This is a genomic window from Streptomyces sp. PA03-3a (assembly GCF_033792735.1).
Lineage (GTDB): Bacteria > Actinomycetota > Actinomycetes > Streptomycetales > Streptomycetaceae > Actinacidiphila.
On record NZ_JARAVM010000012.1, the window covers coordinates 26,671 to 47,332 of the forward strand.

The 20,662-nt window shown below is 72.5% G+C and carries 19 protein-coding genes; 16 read left to right on the forward strand and 3 right to left on the reverse strand.

Annotated elements, in window-relative coordinates:
- Window positions 1-17 precede the first annotated feature (17 nt).
- Together PV342_RS16490 and PV342_RS16495 are read right to left on the reverse strand one after the other, a co-directional pair.
- Window positions 18-1,613, reverse strand: coding sequence for an Hsp70 family protein (locus tag PV342_RS16490; RefSeq protein WP_400805234.1), 1,596 nt, complete (start codon window positions 1,611-1,613; stop codon window positions 18-20).
- A gap of 105 nt (window positions 1,614-1,718) precedes the next feature.
- Window positions 1,719-2,123, reverse strand: a complete 405-nt coding sequence (locus PV342_RS16495) for a pyridoxamine 5'-phosphate oxidase family protein (RefSeq protein WP_018558361.1) — start codon at window positions 2,121-2,123, stop codon at window positions 1,719-1,721.
- A 481-nt stretch (window positions 2,124-2,604) separates the two neighbouring features.
- Here PV342_RS16495 and clpB point away from each other — a divergent pair, with 481 nt between their 5' ends.
- Both clpB and PV342_RS16505 read left to right on the forward strand, forming a co-directional pair.
- Complete coding sequence (gene clpB, locus PV342_RS16500; RefSeq protein WP_361000072.1) at window positions 2,605-5,202, forward strand: ATP-dependent chaperone ClpB; 2,598 nt, start codon at window positions 2,605-2,607, stop codon at window positions 5,200-5,202.
- Between the two features lie 106 nt (window positions 5,203-5,308).
- Complete coding sequence (locus tag PV342_RS16505) at window positions 5,309-5,833, forward strand: type III secretion system chaperone family protein (protein WP_026250857.1); 525 nt, start codon at window positions 5,309-5,311, stop codon at window positions 5,831-5,833.
- A 112-nt stretch (window positions 5,834-5,945) separates the two neighbouring features.
- Here the strand turns inward: PV342_RS16505 and PV342_RS16510 are convergent, their stop codons facing one another.
- Window positions 5,946-7,109: a pyridoxal phosphate-dependent aminotransferase gene (locus PV342_RS16510; RefSeq protein ID WP_018558364.1), complete on the reverse strand. Its 1,164-nt coding sequence runs from the start codon at window positions 7,107-7,109 to the stop codon at window positions 5,946-5,948.
- Between the two features lie 111 nt (window positions 7,110-7,220).
- Here PV342_RS16510 and PV342_RS16515 point away from each other — a divergent pair, with 111 nt between their 5' ends.
- The 14 genes from PV342_RS16515 to PV342_RS16580 all read left to right on the forward strand — a co-directional run bounded on the left by PV342_RS16515 (window position 7,221) and on the right by PV342_RS16580 (window position 20,609).
- Entirely contained in the window at window positions 7,221-7,505 is a 285-nt protein-coding gene (locus tag PV342_RS16515) for a hypothetical protein (RefSeq protein WP_400805385.1), read from the forward strand.
- 307 nt (window positions 7,506-7,812) lie between these two features.
- Window positions 7,813-8,364, forward strand: a complete 552-nt coding sequence (locus PV342_RS16520; protein WP_400805249.1) for a DUF2617 family protein — start codon at window positions 7,813-7,815, stop codon at window positions 8,362-8,364.
- A gap of 109 nt (window positions 8,365-8,473) precedes the next feature.
- Entirely contained in the window at window positions 8,474-10,042 is a 1,569-nt protein-coding gene (locus PV342_RS16525; protein ID WP_500317647.1) for a polyamine aminopropyltransferase, read from the forward strand.
- Window positions 10,043-10,099: 57 nt separating this feature from the next.
- Window positions 10,100-11,011: an SRPBCC domain-containing protein gene (locus PV342_RS16530; protein ID WP_500317649.1), complete on the forward strand. Its 912-nt coding sequence runs from the start codon at window positions 10,100-10,102 to the stop codon at window positions 11,009-11,011.
- Between the two features lie 9 nt (window positions 11,012-11,020).
- Window positions 11,021-11,851 carry an aldose epimerase family protein gene (locus PV342_RS16535; protein WP_392604387.1) on the forward strand — a complete coding sequence of 277 codons (831 nt, stop codon included), beginning with the start codon at window positions 11,021-11,023 and terminating at the stop codon, window positions 11,849-11,851.
- Between the two features lie 11 nt (window positions 11,852-11,862).
- A complete protein-coding gene (gene pyrE / locus PV342_RS16540) occupies window positions 11,863-12,402 on the forward strand; it encodes an orotate phosphoribosyltransferase (RefSeq protein ID WP_037731532.1) in 540 nt (179 codons plus the stop codon).
- Between the two features lie 190 nt (window positions 12,403-12,592).
- Complete coding sequence (gene fbaA / locus PV342_RS16545) at window positions 12,593-13,615, forward strand: class II fructose-bisphosphate aldolase (RefSeq protein WP_018558371.1); 1,023 nt, start codon at window positions 12,593-12,595, stop codon at window positions 13,613-13,615.
- 75 nt (window positions 13,616-13,690) lie between these two features.
- Window positions 13,691-14,104, forward strand: a complete 414-nt coding sequence (locus PV342_RS16550; protein ID WP_400805256.1) for a DUF3151 domain-containing protein — start codon at window positions 13,691-13,693, stop codon at window positions 14,102-14,104.
- A gap of 206 nt (window positions 14,105-14,310) precedes the next feature.
- The gene (locus PV342_RS16555; RefSeq protein WP_386987741.1) at window positions 14,311-15,144 is read left to right on the forward strand and encodes a tryptophan 2,3-dioxygenase family protein; all 834 of its coding nucleotides are present in this window, start codon (window positions 14,311-14,313) and stop codon (window positions 15,142-15,144) included.
- Complete coding sequence (gene kynU / locus PV342_RS16560; protein WP_392604385.1) at window positions 15,137-16,363, forward strand: kynureninase; 1,227 nt, start codon at window positions 15,137-15,139, stop codon at window positions 16,361-16,363. Before PV342_RS16555 ends, kynU begins: the two co-directional genes overlap by 8 nt.
- A gap of 3 nt (window positions 16,364-16,366) precedes the next feature.
- Window positions 16,367-17,311 carry an alpha/beta hydrolase family protein gene (locus tag PV342_RS16565; protein WP_400805258.1) on the forward strand — a complete coding sequence of 315 codons (945 nt, stop codon included), beginning with the start codon at window positions 16,367-16,369 and terminating at the stop codon, window positions 17,309-17,311.
- A 95-nt stretch (window positions 17,312-17,406) separates the two neighbouring features.
- The gene (locus tag PV342_RS16570; protein WP_500317653.1) at window positions 17,407-18,702 is read left to right on the forward strand and encodes a sensor histidine kinase; all 1,296 of its coding nucleotides are present in this window, start codon (window positions 17,407-17,409) and stop codon (window positions 18,700-18,702) included.
- The gene (locus PV342_RS16575) at window positions 18,699-19,367 is read left to right on the forward strand and encodes a response regulator (protein WP_018558377.1); all 669 of its coding nucleotides are present in this window, start codon (window positions 18,699-18,701) and stop codon (window positions 19,365-19,367) included. The genes PV342_RS16570 and PV342_RS16575 overlap by 4 nt, the downstream gene beginning before the upstream one ends.
- A gap of 24 nt (window positions 19,368-19,391) precedes the next feature.
- Window positions 19,392-20,609 carry a cytochrome P450 gene (locus tag PV342_RS16580; protein ID WP_329186968.1) on the forward strand — a complete coding sequence of 406 codons (1,218 nt, stop codon included), beginning with the start codon at window positions 19,392-19,394 and terminating at the stop codon, window positions 20,607-20,609.
- Window positions 20,610-20,662 lie beyond the last annotated feature (53 nt).

Sequence of the window (20,662 nt, forward strand, 5' to 3'; positions counted from 1 at the left end):
GTCGGCTCCCGCTCCGGTCAGAGGGCCGCGGTGCGGGACACGCGGTCGCTGAGTTCCTCCAGCTCCTCGCCGCCCAGGTTGTCCGGGCGCTCGACCTCGAACTCGCCGAGCCACTCGCCCGAGGTGAGGTCCTTGACCTCGACGTGGATGATGCCGTCCACGTCGTAGGCGTAGTACACCTCGAAGGGCGCGCCCCTGGGGTACGGCGGGATCCTCAGGGTGCTCTCGCCGACGACCTTCACGTAGTCCAGGTCCTCGCCCTCGCCCTCGGTGACCTGCACCCGCAGCGCGGCCTGGCGCTCGCGGACCGTGTAGAAGGTCTCGCTCTCCTTCGCGGGCACCGTGGTGTTGTGCGGGATGATCACCGCGTTGTACTCCGGCGAACGCGGGGCGTCGTCGTGGACGGCGACCATGCCGAGGGACTGCGAGGTGACGTCCTTGATGGACTTCACCCTGCCCTTGGTGAGCCGCGCGAGGCCGTCGCCGGGGGCGGACTCCACGTGCGCGCCGCTGCCGATGTACTTCTTGCGCTCGGCGGCCTGTTCGGCGCGGACCTCCGCGTCCAGGGCGATCAGCGCGGCCCCCAGGGCCACGACCTCGTCCTGGTTGACGCCGCGTTCCGCGCTCTTCCCGGACAGCCGCCCGACCAGGGCCGGGACCTGCGGCATCCGCGTGGAGCCGCCGACGAGCAGCACCTTGTCGATGTCGTCCCAGGTGAGGCCGGACTCCTCCAGCACACCCTCGGTGAGGATGCGGGTGCGGTCCAGCAGTTCCGCGGTGAGCTCGTCGAACTTCTCGCGGGTGATGCGGATCTGCTCGTGCCGGCCGCCGGCCGAGAGCATGACGACCGCCTGCGGGGCGTTGGACAGGGTGCGCTTGGCGATCTCCGCCTTGTCGCGCAGTTCGGCCAGGGTGGCGGTGTCGTCGGTGAGGTCGGGGCCGCCGGCCGCCATGAAGGCGCCGTTGAGGTGCTCCATCAGCGCCCCGTCCCAGTCGAATCCGCCGAGGTTGCGGTCGCCGTCGGTGGCGACGACGTCGTACTCGCCGTCCTCGACCTTCATCACGGTGACGTCGAAGGTGCCGCCGCCCAGGTCGTAGACGAGGACGGTGCCGACCCGCTCGCCCTCGTCCTGGTCGAGGCCATACGCGAGGGCGGCGGCGGTCGGCTCGTTGACGATCCGCAGCACCTCCAGGCCGGCGATCCGGCCGGCGTCCTGGGTGGCCTTGCGGCGCGCGTCGTCGAAGTAGGCGGGGACGGTGATCACGGCGCGCTCGACGGGCTCGCCGAGCATCATCTCGGCGTCCTCCTTGAGCCGCTTGAGGATCAGCGCGGAGATCTCCTCGGGGCGGAAGGGGGTGCCCGACTCCGAGGTGTAGACGGGGGTGGGCTCGCCCATGTAGCGCTTGACGAACTGCACCACATGGTCCGGGGCGGTGGCCGCGGAGCGCTTGGCCTGCGAGCCGACGACGACGACGTCGCCCTGGAACATCACCACGGAGGGGGTGATGTTCTCGCCCTCGCGGTTGCGGACGATGGACGCGGTCCCGGTCCGGTCCGCCACCGCGACCGCGGAGTACGTCGTGCCCAGATCGATTCCCACAACCCGTGCCACAGCCGGGCACCTCCCCGTAGCCGTACGTCGTCCGAATCTGCCGGAGCGTCAATCATGCAGCACGCAGGGGTGTTTGCGGGACGGGATCGACGGGGCGGATGAGGCTCAGGCGCGGCCCATGGCGCGGGTCAGCGCGATCTCGACGACGACGCGGTCCGGGTTGGGGGCGGGGGTGCGGCCGTAGCGCTCGGCGTAGCGCCGCACCGCGTCGGCGACGGCGTCCGGGTCGGTGTTGATCCGGGCCACGCCCTCCAGCGTCGCCCACCGCCCCTTGTCGACCTGGCACAGCGCGACCCGGGCGCCCTCCGGCCCGGCCGCCAGCACGTTGGCCACCTTGCGGCTCGCCTTGTTGGTGATCACCCGGGCCAGTCCGGCCTCCGGGTCGTACGTCACGCCCACCGGCACGACGTGCGGGGTGCCGTCGAGGCGGTGCGTGGTGAGGGTGCTCATGAGGTACTCCCGCCAGAAGGCGAGGTAGCCGGGGTCGGGGCTGCGGGGGTCGATGGCCATGTTCGCGAGGTTACGTCACCTCGTGGCCGCGCCCCCGGCCCCAAAGGTCGATCTTGCGGGTGCCGTCGAGGTGAGAGCGGGTGGCGCCGGCGGGGTCGTGGTTCTCGTCGCTCGAGGTGTCGCAGGCGGTTTTCCTCGGGGTGCCATTGAAGGTGGCGTTCGCGTGGTCGACGCGACCCGGACCCCGGTGGAGCAGGGGTGGCCGCGTGGGCGGCCCCCGCGGGCAGCACGAGGAAGGTCGCGCCGACGTTAACGGTCATGGCCGCGGCCTGGGCCGCCCTGATGCGTAAGGACGGTGGAGACCCCCTCCCGGAGGATGCTCGCACGTGTGGCCGACACCGGTGGGTGGCCTTTCCGCCCAAGCGTGGGCCGGATGGCGGGCGCGCCTTGGAAAACCAACCTTGAGTGGAATAGACTCAACTTGTCTTACGCTGGAAAAAGCAGCTTCGATGGTGAGGTCGAGAAGGAGGAGTAGGCGGACGTGGACACCGAGCTGACCAACAAGAGCCGGGAGGCCCTGAACGCCGCCAACAGCAAGGCGGTCTCGGCCGGGCATGCGGATCTGACCCCCGCGCACCTGCTGCTGGCGCTGCTGGAGCAGCCGGAGAACGACAGCGTGCTGGACGTCCTCGCGGCGAGCGGCGCGGACGCCGCGGCGGTGCGCTCCGGCGCCGAGCGGCTGCTGGGCGGGCTGCCCAGCGTGCAGGGCAGCACGGTGGCGCCGCCGCAGGCGAACCGCGAACTGCTCGCCGTGATCGCCGACGCGGCGGCGCGGGCGAAGGAACTCGGGGACGCGTACGTGTCCACCGAGCACCTGCTCATCGGCATCGCCCTCAAGGGCGGAGCCGCCGGTGAGCTGCTGAACCACAACGGTGCGACCGGCAGCGGGCTGCAGGACGCCTTCGAGCAGATCAGGGGAGGTCAGCGCGTGACGACACCCGACCCCGAGGGCACGTACAAGGCGCTGGAGAAGTACGGCACGGACTTCACCGCGGCGGCCCGCGAGGGCAAGCTCGACCCGGTGATCGGCCGGGACAACGAGATCCGGCGCGTGGTGCAGGTGCTCTCGCGGCGAACCAAGAACAACCCGGTGCTCATCGGTGAGCCCGGCGTCGGCAAGACCGCCGTCGTCGAGGGACTGGCGCAGCGCATCGTCAAGGGCGACGTGCCCGAGAGCCTGCGCAACAAGCGCCTGGTCGCCCTCGACCTGGGCGCGATGGTCGCGGGCGCCAAGTACCGCGGCGAGTTCGAGGAGCGGCTCAAGGCCGTGCTCGCGGAGATCAAGGCGAGCGACGGCCGGATCATCACCTTCATCGACGAGCTGCACACCGTCGTCGGCGCGGGCGCCGGCGGCGACTCCGCCATGGACGCGGGCAACATGCTCAAGCCGATGCTGGCGCGCGGCGAGCTGCGCATGGTCGGCGCGACCACCCTCGACGAGTACCGCGAGCGGATCGAGAAGGACCCGGCCCTGGAGCGCCGCTTCCAGCAGGTGCTGGTGGCCGAGCCCAGCGTCGAGGACACCATCGCGATCCTGCGCGGTCTGAAGGGGCGCTACGAGGCACACCACAAGGTGCAGATCGCCGACGCCGCCCTGGTCGCGGCGGCGACGCTCTCCGACCGCTACATCACCGCCCGCTTCCTGCCCGACAAGGCCATCGACCTGGTCGACGAGGCCGCCTCGCGGCTGCGCATGGAGATCGACTCCTCGCCGGTCGAGATCGACGAGCTGCAGCGCTCCGTCGACCGTCTGCGCATGGAGGAGATGGCGCTGGACAAGGAGACCGACGAGGCCTCCAAGCAGCGCCTGGAGAAGCTGCGCAAGGACCTCGCCGACAAGGACGAGGAGCTGCGCGCTCTGACCGCCCGCTGGCAGAAGGAGAAGGAGGGCCTGAACCGGGTCGGCGAGCTCAAGGAGCGCCTGGACGACCTGACGACCCGGATCGAGCGCGCCCAGCGCGACGGCGACTTCGAGGCCGCCTCCAAGCTGCTGTACGGCGAGAAGCCGAAGCTGGAGGAGGAGCTCGCCGAGGCCACCGAGGCCGAGGAGGTGGCCAAGCGGGGCACCATGGTCAAGGAGGAGGTCGGGCCGGACGACGTGGCCGACGTGGTCGCCGCCTGGACCGGTATCCCGGCCGGCCGCCTGATGGAGGGCGAGACCCAGAAGCTGCTGCGTATGGAGGAGGAGCTCGGCAAGCGCCTGATCGGCCAGTCCGAGGCCGTGCGCTCGGTGTCCGACGCGGTGCGCCGCTCGCGCTCGGGCATCGCGGACCCCGACCGTCCGACCGGTTCGTTCCTCTTCCTCGGCCCGACCGGCGTCGGCAAGACCGAGCTGGCCAAGGCGCTGGCGGACTTCCTCTTCGACGACGAGCGGGCCATGGTCCGCATCGACATGAGCGAGTACGGGGAGAAGCACTCCGTCGCCCGCCTGGTCGGTGCCCCGCCCGGCTACGTCGGTTACGAGGAGGGCGGTCAGCTGACCGAGGCGGTGCGCCGCCGCCCGTACTCCGTGGTGCTGCTGGACGAGGTGGAGAAGGCCCACCCTGAGGTCTTCGACGTCCTGCTCCAGGTGCTCGACGACGGCCGGCTCACCGACGGGCAGGGCCGTACGGTCGACTTCCGCAACGCCATCCTCATCCTCACCTCCAATCTCGGCAGCCAGTACCTGGTCGACCCGGTGCTCGGCGACGAGCAGAAGAAGGAGAGCGTGCTGGAGACGGTGCGGGCGTCCTTCAAGCCCGAGTTCCTCAACCGGCTCGACGACATCGTGGTCTTCAGCGCCCTGAACAAGGACGAGCTGCGCCGCATCGCCCGACTGCAGACCGACCGCCTCGCGGTCCGGCTGCGCGACCGGCGGATCGCCCTCGACGTCACCGACGGGGCCCTGGACTGGCTCGCCGAGGAGGGCAACGACCCCGCCTACGGAGCCCGTCCGCTGCGCCGCCTGGTGCAGACCGCCATCGGCGACCAGCTGGCCAGGGAGATCCTGGCCGGCGAGGTCAGGGACGGCGACACGGTGCGGGTCGACCGGGCCGGCGACCGGCTGCTGGTGGGCGCCACCACCGGCAAGACCCTCTGAGTCCTCCCGCGCGAATCCCACGCTAACGGGCTACGGCGGGCCGCGCTTGCACGGAGCGGCCCGCCGTGAGGGAGGATGGGGGTATCCGTACGAAGGGAACTCCAAGGTGAGCATCGACCCGTCCTCGATTCCGAATTTCGGGGGCCAGCCGGACCCCCAGCCCGGCTCTGCCGGGAACGTGGTCATTCCTGACCAGGATCTGGTCAAGCAGCTGCTGGAGCAGATGGAGCTCAAGTACGTCGTCGACGAGGAGGGTGACCTCGCCGCGCCGTGGGAGGAGTTCCGCACCTATTTCATGTTCCGAGGTGAGGAGGACCAGCAGATCTTCGCGGTCCGCACCTTCTACGACCGGCCGTACAGCATCGAGGACAAGCCTCAGCTGCACGAGGCGCTCGACGACTGGAACCGCCGCACCCTGTGGCCGAAGGTCTACACCCACACTCACGACGACGGCACGGTCCGTCTGATCGGCGAGGCCCAGATGCTGATCGGCCTCGGCGTCGGTCTGGAGCACTTCGTCTCCAGCACCGTCAGCTGGGTCCGGGCCTCCATCGAGTTCGAGAAGTGGATCCTCGAGGCCCTCGGCCTGGAGAAGGACGCGGAGTCCACGGACGACGACGGCGAGGACTGATCCCGCCCCGCACGGGCGCGCAACGACCGCATCGGGGCAGCCCGTCCGCCACGCGACCGCCGCCCGGCGGGCGTGCGCGGGCGGGCTGCCGTGTTCCGCTCCCCGCGCGGCCTCAGAGCCGGCGCAGCCGCTCCACGCTCTCCCGCAGCACGTCCTCGCGCTTGCAGAAGGCGAAGCGCACCAGGCTGCGGCCCTCCTCCGCGTCGTCGTAGAAGATCACGTTGGGCACCGCGACGACCCCGCAGCGTTCGGGCAGCGCCCGGCAGAACGCCAGGCCGTCCTTCTCGTCGAGCGGGCGGATGTCGGTGGTCACGAAGTACGTGCCCTCCGGGCGGAAGACCCGGAACCCGGCCTGCTCCAGGCCGTCGGAGAGCAGGTCCCGCTTGCGCCGCAGGTCCTCGCGGAAGTCCCGGTAGTAGGCGTCGGGCAGCCGGAGCGCCTCGGCCACGGCGTACTGGAACGGGCCCGCGCTCACGTACGTCAGGTACTGCTTGGCCGCCCGCACCGCGCTGACCAGGGCGGGGGCGGCCGTCACCCAGCCGACCTTCCAGCCGGTGAACGAGAACGTCTTGCCCGAGCTCGAGATGGTGACCGTGCGGTCGCGCATCCCCGGGAAGGACGCGAGCGGCACGTGCTCGACCCCGTACGTCAGGTGCTCGTAGACCTCGTCGGTGACCACGATCAGGTCGCGTTCGACGGCCAGCTCTGCGATGGCCGCCAGCTCCTCGCGGGTCAGGACCATGCCGGTCGGGTTGTGCGGGCTGTTCAGCAGCAGCAGCCGGGTCCGCGGGGTGACCGCCGCGCGCAGGGCGTCCAGGTCGGGGCGGAAGGACGGCGCGCGCAGGGTGAGCGGGACGCGCCGGGCGCCGGCCATGGCGATGCAGGCGGCGTACGAGTCGTAGAAGGGCTCGAAGGCGATCACCTCGTCCCCGGGTTCCAGCAGCCCGAGCATGGCGGCCGCGATGGCCTCGGTGGCGCCCGCGGTGACCAGCACCTCGGTGTCGGGGTCGAAGCCGAGCCCGTGGAAGCGCGACTGGTGCTCGGCGACGGCCTGCCGCAGTTCGGGCACACCGGGCCCGGGCGGGTACTGGTTGCCGCGGCCGTCGCGCAGCGCGCGTACGGCGGCCTCGCGTACCTCCTCCGGACCGTCCGTGTCCGGGAAGCCCTGGCCCAGATTGATCGCACCGGTACGGAGGGCGAGGGCGGACATCTCGGCGAAGATCGTGGTCCCGAACTCGGCGAGTGCGCGGTTGAGCGGGGGTCGCGAGGAGGTCATGACCGCTATCCTCCGCCGAACCTCTGGACTTCCTCAACTTTGCTTTCGGCCCCGGACGGCGGGGGCATCACCGTCGCACAACGGAAAGCAAGGAAAACGGGGGTGGGAACGATGGAGGCCTTCATCATTCTGCTGGTCTTCGGCGCGATAGGGCTGCTCGTCCTGGTGGCGTGGAACACCGGCCGCGGCCACCAGCGGCGGCGTTCGCGCGGCTCCGGCGTGGCTGGGGCCGAGGCCGGGGGCGGGATGAGCTGGTGGGCGGGGGACTCGGGTTCCGGGGACGGGGGAGGCGGTGGCCACCACGGGGGAGGCCACCACTCCTGCGGCGGCGGGAGCTCGTGCGGCGGAGGCGGCAGCTCGTGCGGTGGGGGCGGTGGCTGCGGCGGCGGAAGCTGACGATACGAAATTGCGTATTGCCCGTGCCGAATCGCATATGCGCCCGGCGGGTTGTTCACCCGTCGGGCGCATTTGTAGTGAACACCTGAACCCGTCCGGGCCCTTGGGGATGCCCTTGGGGATGTAAAGCGGGTGGAGATGGGTAAAAACGCTGAAGGCGACGCGCCATTCATGATTGCGTATTCACCGACCCCCCGTGGGCACGAGCCGACGGACGTCCTCCCTCACAGGCGCGGGTCGGCGTGTCCTCCCCCGATGCCCGTGACCTTCCCTCGCTTGCTCGCGATGTGCCTGCGGAGCCGACTTCATGCTCACCACGCTTCAGACCGCCTACACCGACACCCGCGCCGGCGACCTGGCCTGGTGTCTGGGGAAGGACGAACTGCCGGCGCTCGCCGTGCTCGACCGCGAGCTACCCGGCACCGCTGCCGTGCCCGCCGTGCCCGCCGTGCCCGCCGCGCCCCGCGTGCAGGTCCAGTTGCGGCTGCTCGGCGCCTCCCACCAGGTCATCCTGGACTCGCCGCGCGGCCGCTGCTCGGAGACCGTCGCCTGCATGCCGGGCAGCAGCGCGCCCCTGCCGTTCGGCGTGGCGCGGCGGATCGCCGGCTGGGACTACGAGTTCGCGGCACGGATCGAGACGCTCTCCCGCGGGTGCTTCGCCGGGCGGGCGCAGGAGCTGCTCGCCCTGGTGGCCGATCACCCCAACGGCCTGGCGGGGACCTTCCCGGGTGATCCGCTGGCCTTCACCGCGATGCTGCTGCAGTACCGCGGCGGCAGCGTCCTGTGGCGCACCTGGCACGCGTACCCCCAGGAAGGACGGCTGGTGGCGACCCGTTCGACCCTCAGCGCGCACCCGTGAGCGCGGTGGTACGCAAGCGCCCGGCACGGCGTCAACGCGCCGCCGACGTGACACGAATTGCACCCCTGTGGGTGACGTGGACCGGCAAAACCTGACATAGCGTTCAGTCATGATCGACCAGTCCGCCTCCCGTACGGCCAGGGCCGCCCCGCGCTTGCGCCGGTCGCGGTTCCCCGTCCCGCCGGCCGCGGCCAGGGCGCTGGTCCTGGCCGCGGTCTTCGTCTGCGCCGCCTGCGGCCTGGTGTACGAACTCGAACTGGTCGCCCTCGGCTCGTACCTGGTCGGCGACTCCGTGACCCAGGCCTCGATCGTGCTGTCCGTGATGGTCTTCGCCATGGGCGTCGGCTCGCTGCTGGCCAAGCGGCTCAGTTGCGCGCCGGCCATCGGCTTCGCCGCCGTCGAGATCGCGCTGGCGCTGGTCGGCGGGCTCTCGGTGATGGCGCTGTACGCGAGCTTCGCCTGGTTCGGCCAGTCGCGGCCCGCGATGGCGGTCTTCGCCTTCGTCATCGGTGTGCTCATCGGCGCCGAGATCCCGCTGCTGATGACGCTGATCCAGCGGATCCGGCGGCAGGACGCGGGCGGCGCCGTCGCCGACCTCTTCGCCGCGGACTACGTGGGCGCGCTGGTCGGCGGCCTCGCGTTCCCCTTCCTCCTGCTCCCCTGCTACGGCCAGCTGACCGGTGCGCTCGTCACGGGCGCGGTCAACGCCGTGGCGGGCGGCGCCATCGTGCTGTGGCTCTTCCGCGGTGACATCACGCCCCGGGCCCGCGCCCGGCTGCTCGCCGCCGACGTCGTCGTCCTCGCGGTGCTCGCGGGCGCGGCCTGGGCGGCCGGGCCCTTCGAGCGGGCCGCCCGGCAGGCGGTGTACGGCGGTGACGTACGGCTCGCCGAACAGACCGGGGTCCAGGAGGTCGTGCTCACCGCGGCGCCGCTGCAGCTCTTCCTCGACGGCCGGCTGCGGGTGCGCGGCCGGGACGAGTACCGGTACCACGAGGCACTGGTGCACCCCGCGATGACGGGGCGGCACCGCCGGGTGCTGATCCTCGGCGGCGGTGACGGCCTGGCGCTGCGCGAGGTGCTGCGCCACCGGGGGGTCGGCTCGGTGACCCTCGTGGACCCCGACGCCCGGCTGGTCGCCCTGGCACGCGACGATCCCGCGCTGGCCCGGCTCAACCGGCACGCCTACCGCGACCCCCGGGTCCGGGTGGCCGCCGCCGACGTCTTCGACTGGCTGCGGCGGGAGCGGCCGCCGCGGCCGCCCGGCGGATACGACGTCGTGCTCGCCGACCTCCCCGACCCGGGGATCTCGCGCAGCGCGAAGCTGTACTCGCAGGAGTTCTACGGACTGGTCCGGCGCGCGCTCGCTCCGGGCGGCCGGCTCGCGGTGCACGCGGGCGCACCGGGTGCCGACCGGCGCGGCTTCTGGACGGTCGACGCGAGCGTACGCGCGGCCGGACTGCGCACCGCCGACTACTGGATCGGCACCGGCCGCGGGGACGAGGACTGGGGCTTCGTCCTCGCCGCCCCGCTCCGGGCCCCGGCGCTGTGGCTCGCCGCGGACGCGCCGCGGCCGCGGTCGCTGTCCCCCGCGGCGCTCGCCTCGGCGGCCCGGCGCGCCGCGCGTGCCCCGCTGCGGGACCTGCCCCCGTCGACACTGATGCATCCGCGCTCCGGGTGAGGGCGAACCGGCGGTGAAAGGGCACCGAAGGGCCGCCCGGCGGATTAGGCTCGCGGCATGGAGCCGCATGAGGTGTTCGTTCCGTTTCCGGCCGAAACCATTCGCCGGTCCCTCGCCGATCTGGAGCGCGTGGCCCGCTGCGTGCCCGGCCTCCAGCGCGACGCCGGCGCCGAGGACGGGCTCGCCGGCCGGCTGAGGCTCAGGATCGGCGGCTCGACCATCACCTACCGCGGCACGCTGCGGCTGGTGCCGCGCGGCGGCGGGCTCACCGTGGAGGGCGAGGCGGTGGAGGCGCGCGGCGCTGGCACGGTCAAGCTGGCGCTGGAGCTCGGGGTGGACGGCGTGTCGGGCGGTGCGCTGCTCACCGTCACCGGCTCCGTGCAGGCCGACGGGCGGCTCGCCGACCACGACGAGGCGACGGTCACCGCGGCCGGCCACCGCCTGCTGGACCGTTTCGTCGCCGCGCTCACCTCCGACCTGGAGGAGCATGCCCCGGCCGGGGCGTCCGAGCCCCCCGCCGACGCCTCCGTCGACTCCCCCGTCGAGCCCTTCGCGGAGGACACCGTCGAGGACCTCACCGACGACCTGCCCGCCCAGCTCGACGAGTTCGCCGGGCACGACGCCCAGGAGCTGCAGGACCTGCAGGGACTTCCCGAGCCGGAGGACGCGGACGGCGAGGCCGCCGGGGAGGTGCCGCCCGCGGGCGGCACGGCGGCCGCGATCCCCGAGGACCCGGCCGGGATCGACCTGCCCGCCGAGGCCGCGCACGCCCGCCGCACCCTGATCGGCCGGAGCGCCGAGGAGGTCGACCACGCCCCGCCGCGCGGCCGCTACGCCCCGGTGCCCGCACCGCAGAGCGGTGCCGCGACCGCCTCTCTGCGCCGCTACGCGCCGGCCGCGGCGGCTCTGCTGCTGTCCGCCGTGGTCGCGGGGCGGGTGCTGCGGCGGCGCAGGCGTTCGTTCCCGTAGGGTCTCACCGTGGCCACGGATGAGACCCCTGACGGGCGAGACGACGAGCACGCTGTCCAACTCGAAGCCGGACCGGCGCGGCTGACGATCCTTCCGGATCTCGGCTGCCGTGTCGGCTCGCTGACGGTCGGCGGCGTCGAGCTGCTGCGGCAGGGCCCCAACTTCGGTTCCTTCCCCATGGTCCCGTGGTGCGGCCGCACCAGGGACGGGCAGTTCCGCAACGGCGGGGTGCTGCACCAGATGCCGCGCGACGCGGGCCCGCACGCCATCCATGGCACCGGCCGGCACGTCGCGTGGCACACGGCCCCGGGCACCACCGGCGGCAGCGCCTGCTTCTACTACGACCTGGCCGAGCCCTGGCCGTACAAGGGCCGGGTCAGCCAGCGCTTCGAGCTGTCCGAGGACCGCCTCGACCTCACGATGAGCGTGGAGACCACGGACGACTCCTTCCCGGCCCAGGCCGGCTGGCACCCCTGGTTCCTGCGCAATCTCGGCCGGGGCGGGCAGGACGCCCTGATCGACTTCACCCCCGGCTGGATGGAGGAGCGCGGCGACGACCACCTGCCCACCGGCCGCCGGGTGGAGCCGAAGCCCCGCCCCTGGGACGACTGCTTCGGCATGCCGGACGGCGTGGACGTCACCCTGACCTGGCCGGACGAGCTGCGGCTGCGGATCACCAGCCCCGCCGAGTGGGTGGTCGTCTACGACGAACAGCCCCCGGCCGTCTGCGTGGAGCCGCAGTCGGGTCCCCCCAACGGGCTGAACACCGCGCCGCGCCTGGTCACCCCGATCGATCCGCTGGAGATCCGCGCGACCTGGGCCTGGGAGTCGCTGGGCTAGGCTCGTGACCCATGAGCGACGCGCGTGATGCCCTGCTGCAGCAGATCAAGGACAAGGCCGTGGTGCACGGCAAGGTGACCCTCTCCTCGGGTCTCGAGGCCGACTACTACATCGACCTGCGCCGGATCACGCTGGACGCCGAAGCCGCTCCGCTGGTGGGCCAGGTGATGCTCGACGTCACCGCCGACCTGGACTTCGACGCCGTCGGCGGTCTCACCCTGGGCGCCGACCCGGTCGCCACCTCGATGCTGCACGCCGCCGCGGCCCGCGGCCGCAGGCTGGACGCCTTCGTGGTGCGCAAGGCGCAGAAGGCGCACGGAATGCAGCGGCGCATCGAGGGTCCGGACATCAAGGGCCGCCGGGTGCTGGTCGTCGAGGACACCTCGACCACGGGCGGCTCGCCGCTGACCGCGGTGGAGGCCGCGCGCGAGGCCGGGGCCGAGGTCGTGGCCGTCGCCGTGATCGTCGAGCGGGGTGCCGCACCGGCCATCGCGGAGGCGGGTCTTCCGTACGTCCGCGCGTTCGGTCTGGACGATCTCGACCTGGGCTGACTGGTTGTCTGACCTGCGCTTTTCCTCAGGGGTGAAGGGTTTCACGTGAAACCCTTCACCCCTGAGGTATGTCCGTGGTGCGCAGTGTGTGGAGCTCTCGCGCGAGTCTGCCAAGATGGGGTCGACGATGACGTCGATCCCAGGTCAGGGTCACTCACCGAACAACCCGCACATCACAAGGAGCGGACACATGCCCATCGCAACCCCCGAGATCTACAACGAGATGCTCGACCGGGCGAAGGCCGGCAAGTTCGCCTACCCGGCCATCAACGTGACCTCGACCCAGACCCTGCACGCCGCGCTGCGCGGATTCGCGGAGGCGGAGAGCGACGGCATCGTCCAGATCTCGACGGGCGGCGCGGAGTTCCTCGGTGGCCAGTACAAGAAGGACATGGTCACCGGTTCGGTGGCGCTGGCCGAGTTCGCGCACGTCGTCGCCGAGAAGTACCCCGTCAACATCGCGCTGCACACCGACCACTGCCCGAAGGACAAGCTGGACGGCTACGTGCGCCCGCTGCTGGCGATCTCCCAGGAGCGTGTGGCGGCCGGCCGCAACCCGCTGTTCCAGTCGCACATGTGGGACGGCTCCGCCGAGACCCTCGACCACAACCTGGCCATCGCCCAGGAGCTGCTGGCCGAGGCCGCCAAGGCGAAGATCATCCTCGAGGTGGAGATCACCCCCACCGGCGGCGAGGAGGACGGCGTCACCCACGAGATCAACGACAAGCTCTACACCACGGTCGAGGACGCCATCCGCACCGCCGAGGCGCTCGGTCTGGGCGAGAAGGGCCGCTACCTGCTCGCCGCCTCCTTCGGCAACGTCCACGGTGTCTACAAGCCGGGCAACGTCGTGCTCCGCCCCGAGCTGCTGAAGGAGCTCGCGGAGGGCGTCGCCGCCAAGTTCGGCAAGCAGGACCCGTTCAACTTCGTCTTCCACGGCGGCTCCGGTTCCACCAAGGAGGAGATCGCCACCGCGCTGGAGAACGGCGTGGTCAAGATGAACATCGACACCGACACGCAGTACGCCTTCACCCGCCCCGTCGCGGACCACATGTTCCGCAACTACGACGGCGTGCTGAAGATCGACGGCGAGGTCGGCGACAAGAAGACCTACGACCCGCGCAGCTGGGGCAAGCTGGCCGAGGGCGGAATGGCGGCCCGCGTCCTCGAGGCCTGCCAGGACCTGCGCTCCGCGGGCACCAGGCTCAAGTAACCGCCCCGCTCGGCGGCACGCACCGGGCCCGGCCCTTCCACGTGGAGGGGCCGGGCCCCGGCCATACTGGAACCCATGGCCATTCACGAGAACCTGCTCGGGGGACCGCCCCCGACGAACCTGCCCGACGACCCCGAGCCGCGCGAGCTGCTCGCCTCGGGAGCGGCCCCCTCCGAGGTCGCCGCCAAGTACCCGGTGTCCTCCCTGGCCTGGGCGCAGCTCGCGGACGACGCCTTCGAGGCCGGCCGGGTCGTCGAGTCGTACGCCTACGCCCGCACCGGCTACCACCGCGGCCTGGACGCGCTGCGCCGCAACGGCTGGAAGGGCCACGGTCCCGTGCCCTGGGAGCACGAGCCCAACCGCGGCTTCCTGCGGGCGCTGCACGCCCTGGCGCGGGCCGCCCAGGCGATCGGCGAGCAGGAGGAGTACGAGCGCTGCAGCACCTTCCTGCGGGAGTCCTCGCAGACCGCCGCCGACACCCTCGGCTGAGCCACCGCCCCGTCGCCGACCACGGCATCCGCCCCCGACCTGCCCGGCGAGCCCGCCGGGCAGGTCTTGCCGTAGCGGGCTCTGACCACGCATGATGCCCGTTGGGCCCGGCGCCGGTAGAGCGCGGGCCCGAGGGGACCGGGGTCCCGCCGCGACGGCGTGCGGGACAGACCGCTACCTGGTAGCTCGTATCCACGGAGACACCGATGTCCCACCGCCCCGACGTTTCCCAGGCGGCCCCCGAGGCCCCGAACCTGGACTTCGAAGGGACCACCCCGTACGAGGACTACGTCCAGGCGGACGTCCTCACCCATCTGCAGCACCCCCGCTCCGACGACCCCGGCGAGATGGTCTTCCTGGTGACGACCCAGGTCATGGAGCTGTGGTTCACCGTCATCGTGCACGAATGGGAGACCGCCTCCCGTGCGCTCGCGGCCGACGACCTGCCCACGGCGCTGGCCGCGCTCAAGCGCAGCACCTACGAACTGCAGTCGCTCAACGCCTCCTGGGAGCCCATCGCGCACCTCACCCCGGCGCAGTTCAACGCCTACCGCGCCGCCCTGGGCGAGGGTTCGGGCTTCCAGTCGGCGATGTACCGGCGCATGGAGTTCCTGCTCGGCGAGAAGTCCGCGTCGATGCTGGTCCCGCACCGCGGAGCGCCGCGGGTGCACGACGAACTGCAGAAGGCGCTGCACGAGCCCAGCCTCTACGACGAGGTGCTGCGGCTGCTCGCCCGCCGCGGCCACGACATCCCGCAGCGCGACGACCTCTCGCGGCGCTACGAGGCCGACCCGGCCGTCGAGCGGGCCTGGCAGGCCGTGTACTCCGGTGACCAGGAGAGCGAACTCGTCCGGCTGGGCGAGGCGCTGACCGAGGTGGCCGAGCTGGTGTGGCGCTGGCGCAACGACCACCTGGTGGCGACCCGCCGCGCTATGGGCGCGAAGACCGGCACCGGAGGCTCCGCCGGGGTCTCCTGGCTGGAGAAGCGCGCCACCAAGAACGTCTTCCCCGAGCTCTGGACGGCCCGCAGCCATGTCTGACGCGACGAAGCCCACCGAGTCCCCCGCGGCGAAGGCCGCCCGTCTCGACACCGCCGACGAGCTGGCCAAGCTCCGCGACCGCTTCGTCCTGGACGACGCCACCGTCTACCTGGACGGCAACTCGCTGGGCGCGCTGCCCGCGGGCGTGCAGGACCGCATGGCCGACGTCGTCGCGCGCGAGTGGGGGCGGTTGCGCATCCGCTCCTGGACCGAGAGCGGCTGGTGGACGGCGCCGGAGCGGATCGGCGACCGCATCGGCGCGCTGACCGGTGCCGCCCCCGGGCAGATCGTGGCCGGCGACTCCACCAGCGTCAACGTCTTCAAGGCCGTCGTCGGCGCCGTCCGGATGGCCCAGCAGACCGATCCGGCCCGCGACGAGGTACTGGTCGACGCCACCACCTTTCCCACGGACGGGTACATCGCGGAGTCCGCGGCCCGCATGACCGGGTGCACGATCCGCGCGGTCGACGCCGCGGACATCGCCGCCGCGGCGGGCCCGCGCACCGCCGTCGCGCTGGTCAACCACGTCGACTACCGCACCGGCCGGCTGCACGACCTGCCGGGCACCACCGCCGCCGTGCACGCGGCCGGCGCCCTGGTGGTCTGGGACCTCTGCCACACGGCCGGGGCCCTGCCGGTGGGCCTGGACGAGCACGGTGTGGACCTGGCCGTCGGCTGCACGTACAAGTACCTCAACGGCGGCCCCGGCGCGCCCGCGTACCTGTACGTCCGCCGTGACCTGCAGCCGCGCTTCGACTCCCCGCTGCCGGGCTGGAACTCCCACCGCGACCCGTTCGCGATGGAGGCCGCCTACCGGCCCGCCGACGGCAGCGTCCGCGGTCGCGTCGGCACCCCGGAGATCCTGTCGCTGCTGGCGCTGGACACGGCCCTCGACGTCTGGGACGGCGTGTCCCTGGACGCCGTCCGGGCCAAGAGCCTCGCCCTCACCGACTTCTTCCTGGAGTGCGTCGCGGCGTACGTGCCGGACGGCGTCGTACGGTCGGTCACCCCGGCCGCGCACGCGGAGCGGGGCAGCCAAGTCGCGCTGCGCTGCTCCGACGCGGGCGCGGTGATGGGGGAGCTGATCGCCAGGGGCGTCGTCGGCGACTTCCGTGAGCCGGATATCCTCCGCTTCGGATTCACCCCGCTGTACACGCGCTTCGCCGACGCGGAGCGGGCGGCGCGGGTACTGGCCCAGGTCCTGGAAGGGACGCGGTAACGCATGTCCGACCCCACCTCGTCGAGCGACACCATTCCGGCACGCGCCGACGGCCGCGCCGACGCGGTGGGGCCGGCGTCCGTTCCGCGGGACCGCGCGGAGCGGATCGCGGCCGAGGAGGCGTCCGCGTTCTCGCACGCCCCCGTCCCGCCGGACGCCACCGCCGCCTACGGTGAGCACCCGGACCAGGTCGTGGACTTCTACCGCCCGCGGCACGCGGCCGGCGGCGCGCGGCCGGGGCCGCTGGTCGTGCTGCTGCACGGCGGCGCCTGGCGGGCGGCGTACGACAGGACGCACGTCTCGCCGCTGGCCGGCCTGCTCGCCCGGCACGGCTTCGCGGTGGCCTCGGTGGAGTACCGCCGGGGCAACGGCGGTACGGCCGCGGGCCGCTGGCCGGACACCTTCGACGACGTGGCCGCCGCCACCGACGCGGTGCCGGAGCTGGCCGTGACCGCCCTCGGCGCGGACGCCGTGGACGTCCGGCGGATCGTGCTGACCGGTCACTCGGCGGGCGGGCACCTCGCGTTGTGGGCGGCCGCCCGGCACGTGCTGCCGGCCGGGTCGCGCTGGCACCGCCCCGTCGCGCCCGCGCTGCGCGGGGTGGTGGCGCTCGCTCCCATCGCCGACTTCGATGCCGCGCTCGCGCGCGACGTGTGCTCCGGAGCGGTCGCCGAACTCCTCGGCGGGCCCGAACTGCTCGCCGGGCGCCGGGCGGAGACCGACCCGGCCGCGCTGCTGCCCACCGGCATCCCCGTGACCGTCGTGCACGGCGACGGCGACGAGGTCGTTCCGCCCCAGGTCGCGGAGGCCTTCGCGGCGGCCTCGGCGAAGGCGGGGGAGGAGGTCCAGCTGACGCTGCTTGAGGGCGTGGGCCACTTCCCGGTGATCGACCCGGCGGCGGACGCGGCTGCCGTGGTCGCCGAGGAGATCGGCCAGCTCGCCTGGTGAGGGCTCCTCGCGTGTGGGGTCCTCCTTGAGGATGACGCCGGTACATCGTCTTCGCAGGTGACGACGGCGACGTACGGAGTCCCTACCGTGAGAGCGTGACCGAGACAAGCCAGACCTCGCTGCGGACCGAGCTCCGCATGGCCCGCGGCGCCCTCAGCGGGCTGCGGCACGATCTGATCACCGATGCCTTCGCCTTCCGGCCGATGGCGCCGCTGCGGGAAGGGCACGCGCTGCTCGCCTTGGTGCCGCGCAGGCTCCGGGGGTACGGGCGCTGGCTGCCGCACGCGGCGCTGACCGCCTTCACCTTCTTCCTGATGTTCGTCTCTCTGGAGAGCCAGGGCGGGCCGGGCGGCCTGGCGCTGGCCCTGCTGATCGCCGTGCCCCTGCTCACCACGATGTTCCGGCCGATCGGGGCGTGGTGGCTGTCCGTCGGGGCCACGGTGCTGACCGGCGTGTTCACCGGTGAATCGTGGTCGTCCACCTACCCGTGGACGGACACCGGCTTCGTCGCGCACCTGACGGTGCTGGCCGTGGTGGCGGCGCGCACCCGGGCGCGGGTGGCCGCCGAGATGTGGCTGCTCACCGCCGCCTTGGCGCTGGTCTTCCAGCCGCTGTCGGGCATGTACGGCTCGGACCCGTTCATCATGATCTTCCTCTCCGCCGTCGTGCTGTCGGTCGTGTCGGCGGTGCGCGGGTTGCGCCAGTCCCGGCAGGAGGTCGCCGCCCAGGTCGCCGTGACCGAGGTCGAGCGGACCCGGCGCACGCTGCTGGAGGAGCGCACGACCATCGCCCGCGAGCTGCACGACGTCGTCGCCCACCACATGTCCGTGATCGCGATCCAGGCTGAGGCCGCGCCGTACCGCGTGGAGAACCCGCCCGAGGAGCTGACCAAGAGCTTCTCGATCATCCGCGAGAACGCCGTCATAGCCCTGACCGAGCTGCGCCGCGTCCTCGGGGTCGTACGCGCCGAGGACTACCAGGCCCCCGACGCGCCGCAGCCGACCCTCGCCGACCTCGACCGGCTCGTCGCCAACGTGCGCGAGGCGGGGCTGGACGTGGAGCGGACGGTGACTGGCGCGGTGCGCGAGCTCCCGCAGGGCGTGGAGCTGTCGGCGTACCGGATCATCCAGGAGGCACTGAGCAACACGCTGCGGCACGCGCCGGGCGCCGCCGCCCGGGTGGAGGTCAGCTACGTCCTCGGCGGGCTCGGGCTGCGCGTCGTCAACGGGCCGCCGCGCGGGCTGGTCAAGCCCTCACCGGGCGCCGGGCACGGGATCGCCGGCATGCGGGAGCGGGTGGCGATGCTGAGCGGCGAGATGACCGACGGGCCGGCGGAGGACGGCGGCTACGAGGTCAGCGTGTTCATCCCGGTCCCCGGGGAGCGCGCATGAGCGGGAACACCATCCGGGTGCTGATCGCGGACGACCAGATGATGGTCCGCGAGGGCTTCTCGGTGCTGCTGGGCGCCCAGCCGGACATCGAAGTGGTCGGCGAGGCCGTCGACGGGCGGCAGGCGATCGAGCAGGTCGCGGCGCTGCGGCCGGACGTCGTGCTGATGGACATCCGCATGCCCGAGCTCAACGGGCTGGAGGCCACCCGGGAGATCGTCGCCGCGGACGCCGACGCGAAGGTGCTCGTGCTGACCACCTTCGACCTCGACGAGTACGTCTACCAGGCGCTGCGCGCGGGCGCGTCCGGCTTCCTGCTCAAGGACGCCTCGGCCCGCCAGCTCGCGGACGGCGTGCGGATCGTGGCCGCCGGCGACGCGCTGCTCGCCCCGGCGATCACCAAGCGGCTGATCACCGAGTTCAACCGGCTGGGCACGCCCCGGCCGCCCGCGCAGGACCGGGTCGGGGAGCTCACCGAGCGCGAGACGGAGGTGCTGGTGCTGGTCGCCCAGGGGCTGTCCAACGCGGAGATCGCCGACCACCTGGTGGTCGCCGAGTCGACGGTCAAGACCCATGTGAGCCGGGTCCTGGTGAAGCTGGGGCTGCGCGACCGGACCCAGGCGGCGGTCTTCGCCTACGAGGCGCGGCTGGTCACCCCGGGAGGCTGAGCGGGCGGAGGGTAGTCTCCGCACATGAGCAGCACCGCCACCGCCTTCGATCCCTGGTCGCCGCAGTTCGTCGCCGACCCCTACCCGGCCTACGCCCGGCTGCGCGCCGAGGGGCGCGCCCACTGGTTCGAGCCGAGCGGGCAGTGGCTCATCCCGCACTTCGCGGACGTCAGCGCGCTGCTGCGGGACCGGCGGCTCGGGCGGACGTATCTGCACCGCTTCACCCACGAGGAGTTCGGCCGGACCGCGCCGCCGCCTGAGCACGAGCCCTTCACCACACTCAACGGCAACGGCCTGCTCGACCTCGAGGCCCCCGACCACACCCGTATCCGGCGGCTGGTCTCCAAGGCGTTCACCCCGCGCACGGTCGAGCGGCTCACGCCGACCGTGCAGCGGCTCGCCGGGGAACTGGTGGAGCGGCTGGTCGCGGAGGGCGGCGGCGACCTCGTCGCCATGGTCGCGGAGCCGCTGCCGGTGGCCGTCATCGCCGAGATGCTGGGAATACCGGCCGCGGACCGGCACCTGCTGCGGCCCTGGTCGGCCGACATCGTCGGGATGTTCGAGCTCAATCCCTCCGAGGAGGCCGCGCGCAAGGCGGTCCGCGCCAGCGAGGAGTTCTCCGCCTATCTGCGCGAGCTGATCGCCGAACGCCGCAAGACGCCCGGCGAGGACCTCATCAGCGCGCTGATCGCCGCGCACGACGAGGGTGACCGGCTCAGCGAGCAGGAGATGGTCTCCACCTGCGTGCTGCTGCTGAACGCGGGCCACGAGGCGACCGTCAACACCACCGCCAACGGCTGGTGGACGCTCTTCCGGCACCCCGCCCAACTGGCGGAGCTGCGTGCGGCACCGGAGGAGCTGCTGCCCACGGCGATCGAGGAGCTGCTGCGCTTCGACACCCCGCTGCAGATGTTCGAGCGCTGGGTGCTGGACGACATCGAGGTGGGCGGCACGGTGATCCCGCGCGGCAGCGAGGTGGCGCTGCTCTTCGGCTCCGCCAACCGCGACCCGGAGCGCTTCGCCGACCCCGACCGGCTGGACCTCTCCCGCGCCGACAACCCGCACATCACCTTCGGCGCCGGTATCCACTACTGCCTCGGCGCGCCGCTGGCCCGTATCGAGCTCGCCGCCTCCTTCACCGAGCTGCTGCGCCGCGCCCCGCGACTGGAGCTCGCGGCGGAGCCCGCCTGGAACGAGGGCTACGTCATCCGGGGTCTGCGCGAACTGCGCGTCACCTGCTAGGCCCGGCCTAGGTAGGACGACACGGTCGCCGGGGCCCCGGCCCCGTACGACCG